General features: G+C 63.8%; 15 protein-coding genes. 3 read left to right on the top strand and 12 right to left on the bottom strand.

Annotated features, from left to right (window positions below; genetic code table 11):
- Position 1: 1 nt before the first annotated feature.
- The 9 genes from AC3WQS_RS20555 to AC3WQS_RS20595 all read right to left on the bottom strand — a co-directional run bounded on the left by AC3WQS_RS20555 (position 2) and on the right by AC3WQS_RS20595 (position 11,964).
- A complete protein-coding gene (locus AC3WQS_RS20555; RefSeq protein WP_003944826.1) occupies positions 2-1,090 on the bottom strand; it encodes a hemolysin family protein in 1,089 nt (362 codons plus the stop codon).
- Positions 1,083-2,465 (bottom strand): hemolysin family protein, encoded by a 1,383-nt coding sequence (locus AC3WQS_RS20560; protein WP_019748444.1) that lies wholly within the window; start codon positions 2,463-2,465, stop codon positions 1,083-1,085. Before AC3WQS_RS20560 ends, AC3WQS_RS20555 begins: the two co-directional genes overlap by 8 nt.
- A gap of 311 nt (positions 2,466-2,776) precedes the next feature.
- A complete protein-coding gene (locus AC3WQS_RS20565; RefSeq protein WP_492712208.1) occupies positions 2,777-4,213 on the bottom strand; it encodes a GuaB1 family IMP dehydrogenase-related protein in 1,437 nt (478 codons plus the stop codon).
- 3 nt (positions 4,214-4,216) lie between these two features.
- Complete coding sequence (locus AC3WQS_RS20570; protein ID WP_020907757.1) at positions 4,217-5,098, bottom strand: DMT family transporter; 882 nt, start codon at positions 5,096-5,098, stop codon at positions 4,217-4,219.
- 4 nt (positions 5,099-5,102) lie between these two features.
- On the bottom strand, positions 5,103-6,605 hold the full coding sequence (locus AC3WQS_RS20575; protein ID WP_003944962.1) for a DEAD/DEAH box helicase: 1,503 nt from the start codon (positions 6,603-6,605) through the stop codon (positions 5,103-5,105).
- Positions 6,606-6,667: 62 nt separating this feature from the next.
- Positions 6,668-8,125, bottom strand: a complete 1,458-nt coding sequence (gene gnd / locus AC3WQS_RS20580; protein ID WP_007730904.1) for an NADP-dependent phosphogluconate dehydrogenase — start codon at positions 8,123-8,125, stop codon at positions 6,668-6,670.
- Between the two features lie 217 nt (positions 8,126-8,342).
- On the bottom strand, positions 8,343-10,310 hold the full coding sequence (locus tag AC3WQS_RS20585; protein WP_046378554.1) for a DEAD/DEAH box helicase: 1,968 nt from the start codon (positions 10,308-10,310) through the stop codon (positions 8,343-8,345).
- A gap of 261 nt (positions 10,311-10,571) precedes the next feature.
- Complete coding sequence (locus tag AC3WQS_RS20590; RefSeq protein WP_003944922.1) at positions 10,572-11,525, bottom strand: M56 family metallopeptidase; 954 nt, start codon at positions 11,523-11,525, stop codon at positions 10,572-10,574.
- 25 nt (positions 11,526-11,550) lie between these two features.
- A complete protein-coding gene (locus AC3WQS_RS20595; RefSeq protein ID WP_003944876.1) occupies positions 11,551-11,964 on the bottom strand; it encodes a BlaI/MecI/CopY family transcriptional regulator in 414 nt (137 codons plus the stop codon).
- Between the two features lie 191 nt (positions 11,965-12,155).
- On the opposite strand from AC3WQS_RS20595, the gene AC3WQS_RS20600 reads away from it, so the two are divergent.
- Positions 12,156-14,729 carry a bifunctional lysylphosphatidylglycerol flippase/synthetase MprF gene (locus AC3WQS_RS20600; RefSeq protein WP_211916683.1) on the top strand — a complete coding sequence of 858 codons (2,574 nt, stop codon included), beginning with the start codon at positions 12,156-12,158 and terminating at the stop codon, positions 14,727-14,729.
- Positions 14,730-14,739: 10 nt separating this feature from the next.
- Here the strand turns inward: AC3WQS_RS20600 and AC3WQS_RS20605 are convergent, their stop codons facing one another.
- The 3 genes from AC3WQS_RS20605 to AC3WQS_RS20615 are packed head-to-tail and all read right to left on the bottom strand — an operon-like array spanning position 14,740 to position 18,136.
- Positions 14,740-15,591, bottom strand: coding sequence for an ABC transporter ATP-binding protein (locus tag AC3WQS_RS20605; protein ID WP_020907760.1), 852 nt, complete (start codon positions 15,589-15,591; stop codon positions 14,740-14,742).
- Positions 15,588-16,679: a FecCD family ABC transporter permease gene (locus AC3WQS_RS20610; RefSeq protein WP_019748452.1), complete on the bottom strand. Its 1,092-nt coding sequence runs from the start codon at positions 16,677-16,679 to the stop codon at positions 15,588-15,590. Before AC3WQS_RS20610 ends, AC3WQS_RS20605 begins: the two co-directional genes overlap by 4 nt.
- Positions 16,676-18,136, bottom strand: coding sequence for a FecCD family ABC transporter permease (locus AC3WQS_RS20615; RefSeq protein ID WP_019748453.1), 1,461 nt, complete (start codon positions 18,134-18,136; stop codon positions 16,676-16,678). Before AC3WQS_RS20615 ends, AC3WQS_RS20610 begins: the two co-directional genes overlap by 4 nt.
- Before the next feature lie 202 nt (positions 18,137-18,338).
- On the opposite strand from AC3WQS_RS20615, the gene AC3WQS_RS20620 reads away from it, so the two are divergent.
- A complete protein-coding gene (locus AC3WQS_RS20620; RefSeq protein WP_020907762.1) occupies positions 18,339-19,121 on the top strand; it encodes a hypothetical protein in 783 nt (260 codons plus the stop codon).
- Positions 19,122-19,357: 236 nt separating this feature from the next.
- The gene (locus AC3WQS_RS20625) at positions 19,358-19,786 is read left to right on the top strand and encodes a PaaI family thioesterase (protein WP_020969625.1); all 429 of its coding nucleotides are present in this window, start codon (positions 19,358-19,360) and stop codon (positions 19,784-19,786) included.
- The last annotated feature ends 60 nt before the right edge of the window (positions 19,787-19,846 follow it).

The following is a 19,846-nucleotide window of genomic DNA, read 5'->3' on the forward strand; positions in this document are numbered from 1 at the left end:
ATCAGCTGTTTCTTTGTCCGGGAACAGCATCCGTGCCGCGGTGCGTGCCGTCGCGAACCGTTCCGACGTACTCCTCGAGCAGATCCTCGAGCGCGACGATACCGATCACCACTCCGTCGGCGTCCGTGACTGCGCCGAGGTGCGAGCTGGCCCGACGAAGGCCGGCCAACGCTTCGGCCAGCGGCGTGCTGAGCGGAACGATGGGCAACGGGCGGATATCCGACGTCGGAACGACGGTGTCCGGCCCGGCAGCTTCGTCGAGCACCTCGTCGAGAACATCCTTGAGGTGCACGTACCCGGCCAGCGATCCGTCGCTCGCTCGGACCGGGTAACGCGAGTATCCGGTCTCGATGACCGCACGCTCGATCTCACCCAGTGTTGTTCCCGACGGCGTGAGGGGAATGGTCCGCACCTTGTCGAGAGTGATCAGGACTTCGGAGACGGTGCGATCTGTCGATTCGAGTGCCTGCTTCAAGCGCCGGTGTTCTTCGGCGTCGATCAGACCCTCGGACCGCGATTCACCGATCATCGCGGACAACTCCACCGCCGAGACAGTGACGTCGAGTTCGTCCTTGGGCTCGACGCGCAGGAGCTTGAGCACTCCGTTGGCGCACAAGTTGTAGAACGCGATGATCGGCCGAGCGATCTTGATGAACGCCAGATGCACGGGAACGAGCAGCATGGCCGTCTTCTCGGGGCCCGCCAACGCGATGTTCTTGGGCACCATTTCGCCGAGGAGGATATGCAGCACGACGACCAGCGAGAGCGCGATCGCAAACGAAATCGGGTGCAGCAATCCGTCGGGAAGGCCGACGGCTTCCATCGGCACCTCGAGGAGATGCGCGATGGCAGGTTCGGCGACCTTACCGAGGAGGATCGAGCAGATCGTGATGCCCAGCTGAGCTGCCGCAAGCATCAGCGAGAGGTTCTCACCGGCCTTGATGACCGTGAGTGCCCGCTTCTTACCCTGCGCGACAAGTGCCTCGAGGCGGTCGCGTCGTGCGGAGATCAGCGCGAACTCCGCACCGACGAAGAATGCGTTACCGGCGAGCAGCACGACGGTGAGGAGTACACCGAAGAGGTTATTCATCGTCGGACTCCTTCGTGTCGTCGTCTGCGGATTCGGGTTCGACATGTGCCGGGACCGGCGTGATGGTCACTCGGTCGATACGACGGCCGTCCATACTGGTCACTCGGGCGATCCACTTTCCGCGGGAATCACCGGACGAGTCGACGTCGGGCAATTCCACTTCGTCACCCTCGTCGGGGATTCGGCCCAGTTCGGTGAGCACCAGACCGCCGAGCGTGTCGTAGTCGCCTTCGGGCGCGGTGTATCCGGTTGCCGACGTGACCTCGTCGATGCGCAACAGGCCGGAGCACGACCATCCGTCGCCGACGCGCTGTACGTCGAGTTCGGGTTCGTCGTGTTCGTCGCGCACATCACCGACGATTTCCTCGATGAGGTCTTCCATCGTGACGATGCCGGCTGTTCCGCCGTATTCGTCGACGACAAGAGCGACCTGCATGCCGTCGGAGCGGATCCGCTCCATGACGGTGTCTCCGTCCAGGCTCGACGGCACGACGGGAACACGTTGAGCCAGACTGTCGACGCGCGTCGTGCGCCTGCGCTCGGCCGGAACGGTGAACGCGTGCTTGATGTGTACGACGCCGACCGTGTCGTCGAGATCGCCGCGAACGACGGGGAAGCGCGAGTAGCCAGTTCGCGACGCCGTCACGATCAGGTCTGCGACGGTGTCCGAGAGTTCCAGCGATTCGATCTTCACTCGCGGAGTCATCAGCTCTTCTGCGGTGCGGTCACCGAACTGCAGCGAACGGTCGACGAGCATCGCCGTGCCCTTGTCGATGGACCCGCGCTGCGCGGACGTCCGCACGAGGGACCCGAGTTCCTGCGGTGATCGCGCCGAGCGCAATTCTTCCGCGGGTTCGATGCCCAGGCGTCGCACGATCCAGTTGGCGGTTCCGTTGAGGCCGTTGATGGCCCACCGGAAGATCAGCGAGAAGCCCGCTTGCAGGCCCGCAGTCGCGCGGGCGGTGGGCATCGGCTTGGAGATTGCGAGGTTCTTCGGTACGAGCTCACCGAAGATCATGGAGAACGAGGTCGCAATCACGAGCGCCAGGATCAAAGACGTTGTCGAGGCAGCGGATTCGCTGAGCCCGACGGCCTTCGTGACCGGTGTGATGAACCGTGCCAGAACGGGCTCGGCCAGGTAACCGGTGATCAGGGTTGTGATCGTGATGCCCAGCTGAGCGCCGGAGAGCTGGAACGAGAGAGTCTTGTGCGCGTGTTGAACCTGCCGCGAGCGTCGGTCGCCGCCACGAGCAGCTTCGTCGACGGTGCTGCGTTCGAGCGCGGTCAGTGAGAATTCGGCCGCCACGAAGAGGGCGGTGCCTGCAGTCAGCGCGATGAAGCCGACCAGGCTGAGAATGGTGAAAACGATGTCCATGTGTCATCGCCACCTGAGGTGTGCACGGGGGCCGCCGGGTTTGTCTCCCGGCTCGCTAGAGGAGCCCTCCGAACCAGCGGAATCAGACGATTCCTCGGATAAAACGACGGGTGTAGCGCCGGGTAAGTGTGTGGGTGCCTCGGGCACCGGGTTCCTCTCGTCGGAGCCGAGTATTTCTCGGCTGTAGCGGGCTCGGTCGGGTCGCCGATGGGCACCCGACCGAGTTTTGTTTCCTGTTTACGGATCCAATGATACCGGCGGGTGCCCGGGAGTAGGGACCCGAGCACCCGCCGACTGTCATAAAACGTGGTTCACCAACCCGACGGAAGCGGCCGTCCTTCGGCGAATCCGGCGGCGGACTGCACTCCCAGAACTGCCTTCTCGTGCAGCTCCTCGAGTGAGCGCGCACCCGCGTACGTGCAGGTACTGCGTACGCCGGAACAAATCTGATCGATCAGGTCCTCGACTCCGGGGCGCTCGGGATCGAGACGCATCCGCGAACTGGAGATGCCTTCCTCGAACAATCCCTTACGGGCGCGATCGAAAGCCGTTTCGGTGGCTGTGCGAGCGGCAACAGCGCGCTTGGAGGCCATACCGAAGCTCTCCTTGTACGCGTTGCCCGCCTGATCGACTTTGAGATCGCCGGGGGACTCGTACGTGCCGGCGAACCACGAGCCGATCATGACGTTCGACGCGCCCGCCGCGAGGGCGAGTGCAACGTCGCGAGGGTGGCGAACGCCGCCGTCGGCCCAGACGTGCTTGCCGAGCTCGCGTGCTGCTGCAGCACATTCCGCGACGGCCGAGAACTGCGGGCGTCCGACGCCGGTCATCATGCGAGTCGTGCACATGGCTCCGGGCCCGACGCCGACCTTGACGATGTCCGCGCCTGCGGCGATCAGATCACGGGTTCCCTGTGCGGACACCACGTTGCCTGCAACCAACGGGACGCCGAGGTCGAGCGCCTTGAGGGTGGTGAGCGCATCGATCATTCTCTGCTGGTGACCGTGAGCCGTGTCCACGACGACCACGTCGGCACCGGCGTCGACGAGTGCCTTGGCCTTGGCGCCCACGTCACCGTTCACACCGACCGCTGCGGCGACCCGGAGTGCGCCGCGCTCATCGACTGCGGGGTCGTAGATGCCGGCACGAATCGCGCCGGTGCGGGTGAGGACGCCGGCGAGGGTTCCGTCCTCGTTGACGATGACGGCCAACGGATCGTGCTTGGTTTCGAGCAGTTCGAAGACCTCACGCGGTGTGGCGGTGACCGGGGCGGTGACGAAGTCGGTGATCGCGACGGTACGTAGGCGAGTGAACCGATCGACATCCGCGCAGGCAGCCTCGGTGACGACACCGAGAGGCTTGCCGTCCTCGACCACCACGACTGCGCCGTGTGCACGCTTGGGTAGCAGCGCCAGCGCATCTGAGACGGCGTCGTCCGGACTCAGCGTGACCGGCGTATCAGCGACGAGGTGGCGGCTCTTGACGAACGCCACGGTCTCGGCGACCGCTTCGGTGGGGACGTCCTGCGGAATGATGACCAGTCCGCCGCGGCGGGCGACAGTCTCCGCCATGCGGCGGCCGGCGACTGCGGTCATATTGGCGACGACGACGGGAATGGTCGTTCCGGATCCGTCGGAAGAATTGAGATCGACGTCGAACCGAGAGGTGACCTCGGTCCGGTTAGGGACGAGGAAGACGTCGTCGTAGGTCAGGTCGTATGGGGGGCGTTGCCCTTCGAGGAACTGCACGTTTCACGAGCCTACCGTCGATTCCGCCGTAGCGCCCTCGGTATCGCGTGCTTGTGAGCGGGAGAGGGCGATCGTGGTCATGATCATGACGGCGACGGCGCACCCGATGAGAGCAATTCCGGGACCGTCGACGCGGAGGCGTTCGTCGAGAACCGTCATCCCCAGGAAGATGGCCGCGATCGGCTCGCCGATCGTCAGGGCAGGTAGCGACGCCGACAGGGGCCCGACCTGGAAAGCGCGCTGTTGGAGGTAGACCCCGATTGCGCCCGAGGCGATCAGCGCCCACGTCTGCCATGCCGAAATCACCCCGACGACGCCATGTCCGAGTAGGTCGGTGACGTACTTGGTGAATGCGACGGCCACGCCGTAGAAGATTCCGGCCGCAGAGCCGAGAAGCAGAGCGCGCCAGCCACCGTCGAGTTTGGACAAGCCGCCGATAGTTGCGACCACGGCCACTGCGACCGTGATCGTCAGTGGCACAGCCCAATCCGACCACGGAGCGTTGCTGTCTCCCTCGGTGGGATCGCCGACGACGAGGAAGATCGCCAAGGAAATCGCGAGCATGATCGCCAATGACCACGCAGAACGGGTGATGCGAATTCCCGAGAACCTGGCCGAAAGTGGCAGCGCGAACAGCAGCGAGGTCACGATCAGCGGCTGCACCACCAACACCGAACCCAACGACAGTGCAACGGCCTGCATGACGTAACCGCCGCCGTCACCGATCAGCCCGGCCCACCACCGAGGACTGCGAATCAACGACGCCACCAACGCCTCGCCCTCCGGAACCGCAGACGCGGCGCGCTGCTGAGCGACGGAGGCACACGCGAAGAGAAGCGCGGCGACGAGTGCGCAGAGAACAGAGATCAGTGGAAGATCACCCATTCCCTCAGTGTGCGCGCTTGCCCGCCCGATTTCCGGCAGACGGCTTTCCTGCGCCGGGTGCGCCGCGACGCGGGGTCAAGCCCTTGGACGCCAGTCGCTCCGAACGGGTCGGGACGGGAGTGCCGTCCGCACGGATCTTCTTCACACTCTTCGGATCGGTGACGCGCCGCGAGGAAGCGGCGCGCTTGTCGCCGTCCTTCTTCATCCGGCCTCCGGCAGCGGTCCGGCCTGCAGTGTCGTGTTCCTGACGGCCGCGCTTGGCGGTGTGCTTGACGGCGACCGTCGTATCGGGAGCTTCGACCGGTATTCCCGTCGGCTCCATCGCGCCGGTGATGCGCGTGAGCTCCAGATCGTCGGGGCGGACCCGCACGCCGTGAACCTTGATACCTGCCTGCTTGGTCAACTTCTCGACCGAATCACGTTCTTCGTCGGTGACGATGGTGACGACGACGCCTGATTCCCCGGCGCGTGCCGTCCGGCCGGCCCGGTGCAGGTAGTCCTTCGCCTCCGCCGGGGGATCGACGTGAACGACGAGCGTCACGTCGTCGACATGGATTCCGCGCGCGGCGACATCGGTGGCGACCAAAACCGGTGTTGTCCCGTCGGAGAACGACGCGAGGGTCTTGGTCCGGTTGTTCTGCGTCTTGCCGCCGTGCAGGGCGCCGGCCGAGACACCGATCAAATGCAGTTGCTGCGCAAGACGATCCACTCCGTGCTTGGTCTTGACGAACATGATGGTCCGTCCCGCCCGTGAAGCGATATGTGCGACAACGGATCTCTTGTCGTCGCGGTCGACGAAGAGCAGGTGATGCTCCATGGTCGAGACCGTGGCAACCGGGGGAGCAGTCGAGTGCGACGCCGGATTGCGCAGGTAACCCGCGACCAGATCGTCGACCTTGCCGTCGAGTGTTGCCGAGAAGAGAAGGCGCTGACCGTCTTTCGGTGTCGTGTCGAGAATCTTCGCAACCTCGTCGATGAAACCCATGTCTGCCATGTGGTCGGCTTCGTCGATGGTCGTGATCACGACGTCGTCGAGAATCACCGACTTCTGCTCGAGTAGGTCGAGTAGGCGCCCTGGGGTCGCGATCAGCAGATCGACGCCGCGGGCAAGGATGTCGGCCTGACGCTTGATCGGAACGCCACCGACCGCATTTGCCACACGCAAACCGATCTCGGTAGCAGCGTCGTCGAGTGCCTTGTGGATCTGGATCGCCAGCTCACGGGTGGGAGCGAGCACCAAACCGCGCGGACGATTCCGCTTGCTCGCCCCGCCCTTGAGGCGCACCAGCATCGGAAGCCCGAAGGCCAGAGTCTTTCCGGAACCCGTCGCGCCGCGCCCGAGGACATCCCGGCCGGCAAGAACATCGGGGATGGTTGCCGACTGAATGGGGAAGGGGGCATCGATGCCGCTACGGCGCAACGCGTGCACCATCACGGCGGGGATTCCGAGGTCGACGAACGAACGCCCTTCGGTCGAGGTGGGCGAGTCGATCGTCGATTCCTGCATTTGTCCAGGCTACCGGGTATCGGTAGACGCAGATGACCGCATCTACCGATACCCGCTGTGAATCAGGCCTCGATTTCGCTGCGGTCACCGCTCCACAGTGTGTGGAACTTGCCCGGCTTGTCGATGCGCTCGTAGGTGTGCGCGCCGAAGAAGTCGCGCTGACCCTGAGTCAGGGCGGCCGGCAGACGCTCCGCGCGGAGACCGTCGTAGTACGAGAGCGAAGACGCGAACGCCGGTACCGGAATGCCGAGCATCGTCGCGGTGGCGACCACGCGGCGCCAGCTGTCGATGCCTGCCTCGATGGCCTCGCGGAAGTACGGCGCCAGGATCAAGCTCGGCAGGCTCGGATCCGCGTCGAACGCGTCCTTGATGCGGTTGAGGAACTGCGCACGGATGATGCAGCCACCGCGCCAGATCGTCGCCAGGTCGGCAGGCTTGAGGTTCCAGTCGTACTCGGCGCTGCCGGCAGCGATCTGATCGAAGCCCTGCGCGTACGCCACGATCTTCGACGCGTACAGCGCGGCCTGGATGTCGGCGGCGAACTGCTCGGCGTCAGCAGGCTTGTCGCCGAGAGAGCCGGCGGCCAGACCCTGCGCCTGAGCTGCGGCGCGCTGATTGCGGCTACCGGACAGTGCGCGAGCGAAAACGGCCTCGGCGATACCGGTGACCGGCACGCCCAGATCCAGAGCGGACTTGACCGTCCAGCGGCCCGTGCCCTTCTGCTCGGCAGCGTCGACGATGACGTCGACCAACGGCTTGCCCGTCTCGGCGTCGACCTGGCGGAGCACCTCGGCGGTGATCTCGATCAAGTAGGACTCGAGCGTGCCCTTGTTCCACTCGGTGAAGACGTCTGCGACCTGACCGGCGTCGTAACCGAGTGCGTCGCGGAAGAGGTTGTACGCCTCGCCGATGAGCTGCATGTCGGCGTACTCGATGCCGTTGTGCACCATCTTGACGAAGTGACCGCTGCCGTCGGGGCCGATGTGCGTGCAGCACGGGGTGCCGTCGACGTGAGCGGAGATGGACTCGAGAAGCGGGCCGAGAGCCTCGTAGGACTCCTTCGGGCCGCCGGGCATGATCGACGGACCGTTGAGTGCGCCTTCTTCGCCACCGGAGATACCAGCGCCGACGAAGTGCAGACCGCGGGCGCGGATCGCTGCTTCACGACGGATCGTGTCGGTGTAGAGCGAGTTGCCACCGTCGATGATGATGTCGCCGGGCTCCATGGCGTTCGCGAGCTCTTCGATCACGGCGTCGGTCGGGGCGCCGGCCTTGACCATGATCAGGACGCGTCGCGGCTTCTGCAGTGCGGCAACAAACTCCTCGACGGTCTCGGTGCGCACGAAATCGCCCTCGGAACCATGCTCGGCGATCAGGGCATCGGTCTTCGCGATGCTGCGGTTGTGCAGGGCAACTGTGTGACCGTGGCGGGCGAAATTGCGGGCAATATTCGAACCCATGACGGCCAGGCCGGTGACGCCGATCTGAGCTCGGGGTGATTCGGTGCTAGTGGTTGACATACTTACAGCTTTCCCTCTCGGTCCGCGGCTGTGAAATCCTGCGCTGTGCGCAGCCGAAAACGGTGCGGCCGCGACGCGCGTGAACATCAGACCGTGCATACAAAACACGGATGCAGATCACTTTAATTGCAGTGACCTGCATCCGTCTCGATACAGCTTCCGGCACAGCCGGAAGGTTCTCAGTGTTCAGTTGTCGAGCCGCAGCTCAGCGCAGGTATTACCGCTGTTCGCGCTTCGGGCCGTCGAATCCGTCATAGCTACGACGGTCGGTGCGGCTGCGGAAGCCGCCACCGCTGGTCGAGGCTGCACGGTTGTCGCCGCCGTCGCGGTTGCCCTGGTATCCACCGGAAGAGCGGTTGCCCTGATATCCGGTCGAGGGGCGGCTGTCGCGATCGCCGTACGAGCGGTTGTTGTCGCGGTTGCCCTGGTATCCACCACCGGAAGAGCGGTTGCCCTGGTAACCACCGCGGCTCTCGCCGTCACGGCTTCCCTGGTATCCGCCCGAAGAGCGGTTTCCCTGGTAACCCGTCGACGGGCGGCTGTCGCGGTCTCCGTAGGACGGACGGCTGTCACGGTTGCCCTGGTAACCACCGCTGGAGCGATCACCCTGGTATCCACCGGAAGAGCGGTTGCCCTGGTAACCACCGCGGCTCTCGCCGTCACGGCTTCCCTGGTAGCCACCCGAAGAGCGGTTTCCCTGGTATCCGGTCGAGGGGCGGCTGTCGCGGTTGCCCTGGTAACCACCGCTGGAGCGATCACCCTGGTATCCGCCGCGGCTCTCGCCGTCACGGTTGCCCTGGTAGCCACCGGAAGAGCGGTTGCCCTGGTAGCCGCCCGAAGAGCGGTTGCCCTGGTAGCCGCCACGGCTTCCGCCACGATCACCGAAGGAACGCTCGCCACGAGAAGAGCTCTCGCGCAAGGGTTCTCCGGTCGGCTTCTTGGCGCCGGTGATGCGAGCAAGTTCAGCAGAACCCGGGGTGACGGCAACGGCTGCGGCATTGACGCCGGCCATTCCGGTCAGACGCTTGAACTGACGCTTCTGGTTGGGCAGCACGATGGCGACAACGGTGCCCTTCTCGCCGGCGCGAGCGGTACGACCAGCGCGGTGCAGGTAGTCCTTGTGGTCGGCCGGGGGATCGACGTGAACGACGAGGTCGATGCCGTCGACGTGGATACCGCGCGCTGCAACGTCCGTTGCGACGAGGACCGGGGTGCGGCCGTTCTTGAAACGCTCGAGGACGCGGGTGCGCTGGTTCTGTGCCTTGCCGCCGTGAAGCGACTCGGCAGCGATGCCGACGGCGCGGAGGCGATCGGTGATTCCCTCGCAACCGAGCTTGGTGCGGGCGAACATGATGGTGCGTCCGTCGCGGGCACCGATCTCGGCGAGGACGGAATCCTTCTGCCCACGATCGACGAGGAGGACGTAGTGCTCCATCGTGTCGACGCTCGCGCGGCCGTCTTCGGTGGAGTGGGTGACATGGTTGGCCAGGAACTGACGAACCAGCGACTGGACCTCACGGTCGAGGGTTGCCGAGAACAGCAGACGCTGTCCGTCTGCGGGGGTCTCGCCGAGGATCGAGCGAACCTCGGGCAGGAAGCCCATGTCCGCCATCTGATCGGCTTCGTCGAGTGCGGTGATTTCCACCGAGTCGAGGATGCAGGTGCCCTGACGCAGGTGATCGCCCAGGCGACCCGGCGTTGCGACGAGGACGTCTACGCCGCGGCGAAGCTGATCGACCTGCTTGGCGAACGGCGTTCCACCGACAGCGGGACGAACCGTGAGTCCGAGTGCGCCGGCGTAGGAGTTGAGGGAGTCGACCACCTGGAAAGCAAGCTCACGGGTGGGGACGAGCACGAGTGCGCGGGGACGCTTGGCGGCCGGGCGATCTTCGTGGCGTGAGAGGCGGGTCAGCATCGGCAGGCCGAAGGCGAGGGTCTTACCCGATCCGGTCTGTGCGCGGCCGAGAACGTTGGTTCCGGCGAGCGCGTCCGGGATGGACTGCGCCTGGATGGGGGACGGGACGGTGATGGAGTTGCGCGCCAATGCGGCAACAAGCTGCTCGGGCAGGCCGATCTCGGCGAAGGTGATACCCGGCTCGGTGGCGACTGCTTCTTCGGCAGCGGGGGTGTTGACGGTGGGGTCTTCGATGTTCTCGGAAGACGACATTTGGACAGCGTTGGTCACGCGGAAACCTCTCCGGACTACGGGCACGTCGCGGAGCGGAAGAAGCCATGCTGAAATACACGACACAGTTCGCAAAGGGACGAGCCAGGGCACATGTCACCTGGCAATCCGAACGCATACTGCGGGGAATTGGGCTGTGTGCCGTTATATGTTGACGGACCACGATGGTGGCCGTGGTCCACTCTACGCCACCGGGGACACCGAAGTCAGGTGGCCCCGCCTGTGACCTGCACTACTACACGGGGTTGCGCAGGTCAAGACTCAGTATGCGTTGAAAAGCAGTCGAAGTTCGGTGAGCCAGGGCACAGCCACCGCAACCGTGGGAACCACGAGAATCGCGACCGCCCCGAGATACGCAAAAACTGCGATGCGGGGATCTGCATCGTCGGCCGAGAGGCGCTGCACTCGGATGAGCGTCGACGGGCCGCCCGCTGCCATCGCTCCGCGGGGTGCCGTCGATCCGGCACACGCGACAAGTGCCCGCGCGAGAGGGGTGGGACCGGTAGCCCGCACAGCTGAATCGTCGGCGAGCAACTCCACCAGCAGTTGTACCGATCCCAGAGCCGACTTACTACGGACGAAACGGGGGAACGCGTGGTTGACGGCCGTGAAAGCCTCGAGGACCAGATCGTGACGAGCTCGCAGGTGCGAACGCTCGTGCGTCAGGATTGCTTTGACCTCGGCATGATCGAGGTTCTGCAGAGTGCCTTGACTGAGTACCACGCGTTGGCGCAGACCTGGCAGGCAGTATGCGATCGGTTCGTCCACGTCCAGCACCCGCAGATCGGGTGTGCGTTCCACCGACGCGGGCATGGCGCAGTCGTCGAGAAGGTCCACCAACACGCGGTGACGTGCACGGCGACGTCGGGTTCTCACAGCGACCTGGATTATCGAGAAGATCAGCTTCGCGCCGATCAGAAGCGTCAGGGCAAAAACAACCACGTACAGAATCCACAGCGGGAGCCCGAGTGCATCGATTTCGGCGGTCGGGGCCGTCGTCGGCCTACCGTCAGCGCCGGGAACGAGCAGCTGGCTGGCAATGGCCAGGCCCGAGCTGAATGCCGACAGCACCGCAGCAATTGCGACGGCTTGCCACAGAACCAACGCCGCGCGTGGAGCGCGGTAAGGCCACGTGGAGCGGCTCAGGAGTGCGGGAACCGGACCGGCCAGCAACAAGGCAAGCAGTCCGAAAACCAGTGCAGTAGTGGCGTTCATGTCCTACACATCATGCACGACGAAATCAGTTCGGCCTAGAAATTCCGGGCTGCGCAGCCTTTTTCGCGGACTCGCGCACCTCGAGGGCAGCGAGCGCTTCGCGGAGAGCATCGGCTTCGTCAGCATTGACCTGTCCCACGAAGTGGACGAGTGCCGCAGCGCGACCGCCGGACTCCGGAGCCTGGGCCAGAGCGTCGACCATCAGGCTCGCGACCAGTTCTTCGCGCTTGTTGACGGGAAGATAGCGATGGGCGCGATCGTCACGCTGCTGAATCACCAGATGCTTCTTCGCCAGGCGCTGCAGAACGGTCATTACCGTCGTGTACGCCAATTCGCGATGTGTCGCGAGTGCTTCATGCACCTGTCGCACAGTTTGCGGTTCCGATGTGGACCACAAATGATCCATCACCGCGCGTTCGAGTTCACCTAGACCTGCCATTCTTCGATTCTACGGACTTCCACGACGAAATACGTACTACTGGTAGTAGTAACCGCCTCGGTGGGGGTGTGGTATTGGCCATAGTGATCTGCGTGACGGTTACGGTGGTGTGAGACGACCAAAGTCCCGACAATGACGATGCCCGATAATTGCAAGCCAACAGTCGATCCGCAGAAAGTAGCCGCACGTAGATGACGATCGACAGTTCGCCGGGCACCGAAGAATCGACATCACGGGCGCGGGTAGTCACGCAGAAAGCTGCCGGCATCATCCGTTTCGGCATTCGCGACGCACCCTTGACGGTCGTCCTACTTCTCACCATGTGGATACTGGGCGCCGTAACCGGCAGCATCGTTCACGGACCGTCCCGCGATCTCGAGCACACGATCGGTGCGGGAATGGGCTCGATCCAGCACGGACATGTCTGGATTCCACTGAGCTCCGCGCTGTGGGCAGGAAACCTGCTCGGGTACATCGGCGCGAGCGTGCTCCTGATTGCGGTCGCTGCACCCCTCGAACGGCGGATGGGAACGATCAAGCTGGCGATCGCCGGCGCAAGCACTCAAATCTTGGGAGTTCTGCTCGGGCTCGGCTGGGCATCCTTCGTGAAAGTGTTCGACTCCAATTGGGGGTTCCGCCTCCATGTCGGCTCCGCTGTCGGCGCGAGCGCGTGGATTGTCGGCGCCGCGATGGCCGCCAGCTCGAACATGGGGACATTGTGGCGTCGCCGCATCCGCGTCGGAACCCTGGCTTTGACCATCACCTTGGCCTTGTTCAGTGGTCAGCTGCAAGATGTCATCCGATTTTTTGCCGCTGTGGTGGGTTTGGTGATCGGACAGTGGATCGTCGGACGATCGGCTCGCGGTGAACGCATCGCCGGGACACAGCGAGAGGGCCGTGTCCTGGTCGCCATCGTCGTCGCGGCAAGTGCGATCGGCCCGATGATCGCCGCGCTGTCCCCACAGGCGGTTGGCCCACTCGCCGTACTCCGCGATCTCTTCCGTGGTGTTCCCTGGACCGTCGCAGAAGTACGTGAGCTGTGCGCCGAATCCGCGTCGGATCCGGACTGCCGACGCGGCCTCCTCGAGCTGAGACTCTCGGGGATCGGGCCGACTCTGCTCTCGTTGATGCCGTCGATTTTTGTGCTGGTGTTGAGCGATGGGCTCCGTCGTGGCCGCAGATTCGCCTGGATTGCGACTGTCTGTGCTCAGGTCGTCTTACTCGTCCTCTCGATCGGGAACTTCGTCATCAGGTTCGTCGACGCAGTCGACAGTGACAGCTTGTTCTACGGAATCAGCGATCCGAACGTGTATCGAACGCTGGTGCCGTTCCTGACACCGCTCTTCGTGCTGATCCTGCTGATCGCCACACGTCGATACTTCGACGTCGCGGCCCCGGCCAAGACGTATCGACGTCTCGGTGCTGCGATCGTGACCTTGCTCGCGGTCCTCGCCGTGATCTACGTCGGCGGCGGAATGCTCGCCAGGCACGGGTTCGACCGCGAGCCCACGGTCACGTTGCTGCTCGCGGACTTCCCACAGCGCCTTGTACCGCCGGTGTACCTGCAGTTGATCGACCCGCGCCTGCTTCCCGTGGACATCGAGTCGACGTTGCTCTTCGAGTGGACCGGCGTCGTGTTCTGGGGCGTTGCCGCCGTGTTGGTATTCGTGAGTTTCCTCAAGCCGGTCAAGACCGCCGATCCCAAAGCCGCCGAACGAGCGCGATCCATGTTGATCGCCGGTACCGGCAGTCCGTTGTCGTGGATGACGACGTGGAAGGGGAACACTTACTGGTTCAGCGCGGACGGTTCGAGTTACGTCGCGTATCGCGTCATCGCCGGCGTTGCTCTCACCACCGGTGATCCGGTCGGTCCTCCAGATCGCATGCGCGCGGCGATCGAGGGGTTCGCCGAGTTCGCGTCGTCGAACGGTTGGATTCCCTGCTTCTATTCCGTGACCGACGACGCCCGAACCATCACCGATTCGATGGGCTGGAGCGGTCTACAGGTCGCCGAAGAAACCGTGCTCGACCTGGGACAAGTCGCGTTCACAGGAAAGCGGTTCCAGGACGTGCGCACAGCACTGAACCGGGCGAAGAAGTCAGGTATCACCGCCGAGTGGATTTCCTTCCCTCATGCACCTCTCGCGATCAAGGATCAGATAGTCGCCATCTCGGAGGAGTGGGTAGCGGACAAGGGGATGCCCGAGATGGGATTCACCCTCGGTGGACTCGACGAGGTCGAGGACGAACAAGTGCGGTGCCTGATCGCGGTCGACGAGGATCGCACCGTGCACGGTGTCACGTCGTGGCTACCGGTGTACCGCGACGGCAAAGTCGTCGGGTGGACACTCGACTTCATGAGGCGACGCTCCGAAGGGTTCCGTCCCGCGATGGAGTTCCTCATCGCTTCCGCTGCACTGAAATTGGAGGAGGAGGGCGTCGAGTTCCTCAGTCTGTCCGGTGCACCGCTGGCAACAATCGCCGCTGACTCCGAGAGGAATGCGAACGAACCGGAGGCCACGACTTTCTCGGCGATGATGGACAGCGTGCTCGACCTACTCGGTCGCACCCTTGAACCGGTGTACGGATTTCGATCGCTGCTGGCCTTCAAATCGAAGTTCCAGCCGCGGTACGTGCCGATGCACATGACATTCGCCGATCCAGCCGCGTTGCCGAGCATCGGCAACGCGGTCGGACGGGCATACCTGCCGACCGTGACGATCGGTCAGGGATTCAAACTCGTTCGGACGATTCTGGGTCGCTGATTCGCGATCGTCACGCAGGCTTTGCCGGCCCGCCGACGGCGCCGAACACGTGCCGGGTTCCGATCGGAACGATCAGCGGCCGATCCGAGACGGGATCGTCGATGACCGCGGCTTCGAGACCGAACACCTCGAGCAGAAGTTCCGCGGAAATGATGTCCTTGGGGACACCAGAAGCGACGACGGCGCCGTCGCGCATCACGATCAGATGATCGCTGTATCTGACCGCGAGATTGAGGTCGTGCAGAACCATCACCACGGTGCGCCCCATTTCCTCGTGGAGTTGATCCACCAGGTCGAGGACTTCCATCGAGTGCGCGAGGTCCAGATAGGTAGTCGGTTCGTCGAGAAGCAGGATGTCGGTTCCCTGGGCGAGAGCCATCGAGATCCAGGCTCGCTGACGCTGACCGCCGGACAATTGATCGACGGGCCGATCGGCGAGATCCGAGACACCGGTCAGCTCTAGTGCTTCGGCGACCTCGCCCTCGTCGTCCGCGGACCACTGCCTGATCCACGACTGGTGCGGGTGGCGCCCACGTGAGACCAAATCGGCGACGGTGAGCCCTTCCGGCGCAACAGGAGTCTGGGGGAGCATTCCGAGCACCCGCGCGACTTCCTTGGTCTTCATCGAACTGATCGCCTTGCCGTCGAGGATGACCGATCCACCCTTTGGCTTGAGCAGACGACCGAGCGCGCGCAAGAGCGTCGACTTGCCGCAACCGTTGGGTCCGATGACCGTCGTGATCACGCCGGTGGGGATCTCGAGATCGAGTCCGTCGACGATGATGCGATCCCCGTACCCGAGCGTCAGATTCTGCGCGACGAGACGCGAAGGAGCATCGGTGGACTGGGCGATGGTGGTCATGCTGTGACCTTCCGATTGTTACGAACCAACAGGTAGAGCAGGAACGGGCCGCCCAGTGCGGAAGTCACGATTCCGACGGGGAGTTCCACAGGCAGAATTGTTCGAGCGATGACGTCGCTGCCTACCACCAGTACAGCACCGGTCAGCGCGGAAGCCACGATGGGCGGGCCGGCGGAGCGCACCAGACGCATGGCGACCTGTGGCGCAGCCAGGGCGACAAAGCCGACCGGACCTGCTGCTGCGGTCGCGATGGCGGCCAGTGCCACGGCGGAAAGCAACAACTTGGCCTGTGATGATTGCAAGCGAACACCGAGTGAGGTTGCGTTGTCGTCGCCCAACCGCAGTGCTCCCATGGTGAACGATGCGATCACCGCGTAGCCGCCGACTACTGCGACGGCGATTGCGACCGGCCACATCTGATTCCAGGTGGCACCGTTGAGTGAACCGTTGAGCCACACCTGTGCGCGAGAAGCGTCGTTGATGTCCGCCGAGATGAGGAGCCATCCCGTCGCTGCCACCAGCATGGCGTTGATGCCGATACCGATCAGGATGAGGCGGAACCCCTCGACGCCCTTGCGCCACGCCAAGGCGTAGATCACCACTGCTGTCAGTAGGCCGCCGCAGAGCGCAGCCAACGGAATCCCCAGTGTGGCAAGCAGTCCCACGAACGAGCCACCCCCGCCGAGTACGATGAGTGCCACTGCGGCGGCACTCGATCCAGCCGTGATTCCGAGGATGTCGGGGCTGGCGAGGGCATTGCGCGCAATCGTCTGGGTGACCGCACCGGCAATGCCGAGTGCCATACCGATGAAGAGCGCGGTGAGCGACCGAGGAAGTCGAAGGTCGAAGACGATCAGGTTCTGTGTCTTGCTGCCATTGCCGAGCAGGACCGAAATGACATCGGGGATCGAGATCGGATAGTCGCCTCGCCCGATGTTGATGCAAAGCAGAAGGAACAGCGCAACTGCGAGGGCAATGCTCACCGACACCGCGAGTGGGCGGTAGACGAGCGAGAATCCACCGAGGCGGATCGACTTACGTGAGGGGACGGTCCGGGGGAGTACCCGGAGTTCCTGCTTGAGCGTCACAGACTTGCCAACTTCCTGCGGCGTACGAGAGCGATGAAGAACGGAGCGCCGAACAGGGCCAAGATGATGCCGACCTGCAACTCACCAGGGCGCACGACCACGCGGCCGATGATGTCCGCGGTGATCAACATGACCGCGCCGAGTAAGCCCGCGTACGGGACCAGCCAGCGGTAGTCGGGTCCGGTGATGGCCCGGGCTACGTGAGGGACCACCAAACCGATGAACGCGATCGGACCACACGCCGCGGTGGCGGCGCCGGTCAGCAGGGTGATCGCGACGATGCCGAGTGTGCGACTGAACGCGATGTTCGTTCCCAAGGCTTTTGCGACGTCTTCACCCAAGCTGAGGACGTTGAGCCCCGGCGTACTTGCCAAGGCGATGACCAATCCGAGTATCAGGAAAGGCAGGACCTGCCAGAGGACATCGAACCCGCGACCGGACACCGACCCGACAACCCAGAAACGGTAGGCGTCCAGGCTCGTCTGGTCGAGGATTATCACGGCGTTGGTCATGGCTTGCAGGAAGAACGCGACGGCTGCGCCCGCCAGAGCCAGACTCAGAGGACTTGCGCCGCCGTTTCCGATGGAAGACAAGCCGAAAACGACGATGCTGGCGACGAAGGATCCTGCGAACGCGAACCAGAGGTACTGACTCGGCGCCGTAAAGCCGAAGAGGTAGATCGCCATGACCACGAAGAACGCCGCGCCTGCGTTGAGGCCGAGTAGACCGGCATCCGCCAACGGGTTGCGCGTGTGTCCCTGAATCAAGGCACCGGCGATACCGAGTGCAATTCCGACAACAAGACCCAAAATCGTTCGTGGGGCGCGCAACGTCCGCACGATGATGTCCGTTTGAGTTCCGTCCGAATTGAAGAGCGCGTGGAAGATCTCGGCGAAGGTCAATGGACGAGCGCCCACCGCGATACTCGCGAGCATCACAAGCGCGAGCAGCACGGTGAGGACCGCGAGTCCGATCAGGCGGCGCCGGCGAGTTGCACCGACGCTGTTGTCGCGTGCGAGTTCTTCGAAGCCCTCGTCGCGGGCCGTGCTTTCTCGGACCACCTCGATGCCGCTTCGGTCGAACGGTCTGCGCAGAGCCCGGCGGACACCGATGGGCTGTTTGGTGGTCGCGTCACGCGTGACCAGGCCAACCCATCCCTTCCCCGAGGTCCGACCGGTTGCCCCCTCACGGAATCCGAGGTTCCACACAAGGAGACCGACGGCGATGGCTATTGCTGTCCCGCCGAAGACTGCTCGATCGGCCTCGCCGCCACCGTTGTCGTCACGGAGCGACTGGACGATGTACCAGCCGACGATCAACGGAAGTAGGAACACCGCCGCGTCGAAAAGTCCAGCCAGGACACGCATTCGGACAGGAGCGGGGCCGCGCGGCACGATGCGCCGTCCGTACGTCTCGCTGGGTCCTCGGGGATGTCCGTTCCCGAGAGATTTGATCATCGTCACTGGCGGTTCGAGCTCCTGGTCTTGGTGCGCAGGGAATTCGCATCTTAGGTTACGGAACCCTATGCGGGTGCGCTTCCTGCGGGGGACGTTCCTGTGAATATGCGGTGCCCAGCGTCACAGTTCTTTACTCTTGAATTATGGTGAGGCTAACCTACATTAAGAACCACAAGACAACTTCGGCCGATTGGAGTGCACGGTGACCATCACCTTGACCACCCAGCATGCGGATGTTCGTGAATTCGAACTCCGGTCGAACGCATTGAGCCGCACCAGCGTTCGCCTACGAGCACTCAACCCTGACTATCCGCGCGTCTACGCGGTTGCCGCCATGGCGGGCGAAGGTAAACGGCGTTGGTGGCAACTGAGCGAGGGCCTGTGCGGGGATCGGGTGCATCAGATGTTCGCCCGTTCACTTCAAGATCTCGACAGCGCCGAAGCTGCGGCGATCCAGGTTGCAACGTCACTTATTCATGCCGTGGTCGGCAGGGTGGCCGCGTCGATCGTCTCCGAGGGGTCCGCATGGGACCCGGGGCTCGAGAACCTGTTCATCCACATGGACAGCGACGGCGGAATCGACTGGGCCGGCGTGGTCGACGAAACGCTGCGCGTTGCGCCCAACGGACGGGAGTCCGGCAGTGACGGTGTCGTCGACATGCCATGTGAAGAAGCGCTCCTTGTCTGGACCGCGCACCGTTGCCTGACTTCACTCCGAGCGATCTATGACGCCGTCGCCAGGTGTGCGCCCGTCGACCAGTTCAGATTCTGGGGCCTGGTAGGGGAGTCGATCCTGGGTGCAGCGGCCTACGTCCCCATCTTGGCCGGTGAGGGCGAATCGGCCGCTCAGCGTCGAGGGCAGGGACTGCTGGACGCCTTTGTGGCCGCCGGGCTGCCGGTTCGTGCGCGCCGCAAGGTCTCGCTACGCCCTCGTTGGAACCAGTTCGACGAAGGGCTTGCTAAATTAGGTCAGCCTTGCCTATGATTGTGGAAGACCTCGCAGAGAGCTACACGACGCGAGAGTGACGAAACTGCCGGACCGCGCCGGAGTCCTGAGGGCTGCAGAGACTCCCGGTCCTTCCCACGGCGGGTTTCCCATCGAATGATGGGAAACCCGCCGGTTCTTTTTCCAGACCTGATTCCAAGCTCGAGTTACCTCTCGTGTAATCAGGTAGGGAGTGGCAGCCACACCGGCGCCAGAGAATCACAGATGGAGATGGCATGGTCGACACTGCTGAGACCGCAGAGATGATGAAACGGCTCGGGACGGGCTTCGACGCCACCATCGGCCTGGAATACACCGAACTGAGCCCAGACCGTGTGAGGGCGCAATGGACGGTCAAGCCCACGCTGCACCAGCCCGCCGGGATACAGCACGGGGGTGTGTACTGCTCGGTGGTGGAGTCTCTCGCCAGCGTCGGCGGCACCGTGTGGCTGGGCGAGCGAGGACACGTAGTCGGAGTCAACAACAACACCGACTTCCTGCGCGCAACGCGGGAGGGCACTCTCACCGCTGAAGCCACCCCGATTCATCGCGGACGCACCCAGCAACTCTGGGAAGTTCGCATCACCGACGAGAACGGCCGACTCGTTTCCAAGGGGCAGGTTCGCCTCGCGAACATCACCGAGGTGGCGAAGATCGGAAACTGACCACGCGGCAGTCGATCAAATAACGAAGGGGGGGGGGGGGGGGGGGAGTCACAACCACCC

The organism is Rhodococcus sp. FW305-130 (assembly GCF_058788335.1).

Coding starts and splice junctions, on each gene's coding strand:
- AC3WQS_RS20605 (WP_020907760.1), bottom strand. CDS start 15,591: ATGACCACCATCGCCCAGTCCACCGATGCTCCTTCGCGTCTCGTCGCG.
- AC3WQS_RS20625 (WP_020969625.1), top strand. CDS start 19,358: ATGGTCGACACTGCTGAGACCGCAGAGATGATGAAACGGCTCGGGACG.
- AC3WQS_RS20600 (WP_211916683.1), top strand. CDS start 12,156: ATGACGATCGACAGTTCGCCGGGCACCGAAGAATCGACATCACGGGCG.
- gnd (WP_007730904.1), bottom strand. CDS start 8,125: ATGTCAACCACTAGCACCGAATCACCCCGAGCTCAGATCGGCGTCACC.
- AC3WQS_RS20590 (WP_003944922.1), bottom strand. CDS start 11,525: ATGAACGCCACTACTGCACTGGTTTTCGGACTGCTTGCCTTGTTGCTG.
- AC3WQS_RS20595 (WP_003944876.1), bottom strand. CDS start 11,964: ATGGCAGGTCTAGGTGAACTCGAACGCGCGGTGATGGATCATTTGTGG.
- AC3WQS_RS20615 (WP_019748453.1), bottom strand. CDS start 18,136: ATGATCAAATCTCTCGGGAACGGACATCCCCGAGGACCCAGCGAGACG.
- AC3WQS_RS20560 (WP_019748444.1), bottom strand. CDS start 2,465: ATGGACATCGTTTTCACCATTCTCAGCCTGGTCGGCTTCATCGCGCTG.
- AC3WQS_RS20570 (WP_020907757.1), bottom strand. CDS start 5,098: ATGGGTGATCTTCCACTGATCTCTGTTCTCTGCGCACTCGTCGCCGCG.
- AC3WQS_RS20575 (WP_003944962.1), bottom strand. CDS start 6,605: ATGCAGGAATCGACGATCGACTCGCCCACCTCGACCGAAGGGCGTTCG.
- AC3WQS_RS20555 (WP_003944826.1), bottom strand. CDS start 1,090: ATGAATAACCTCTTCGGTGTACTCCTCACCGTCGTGCTGCTCGCCGGT.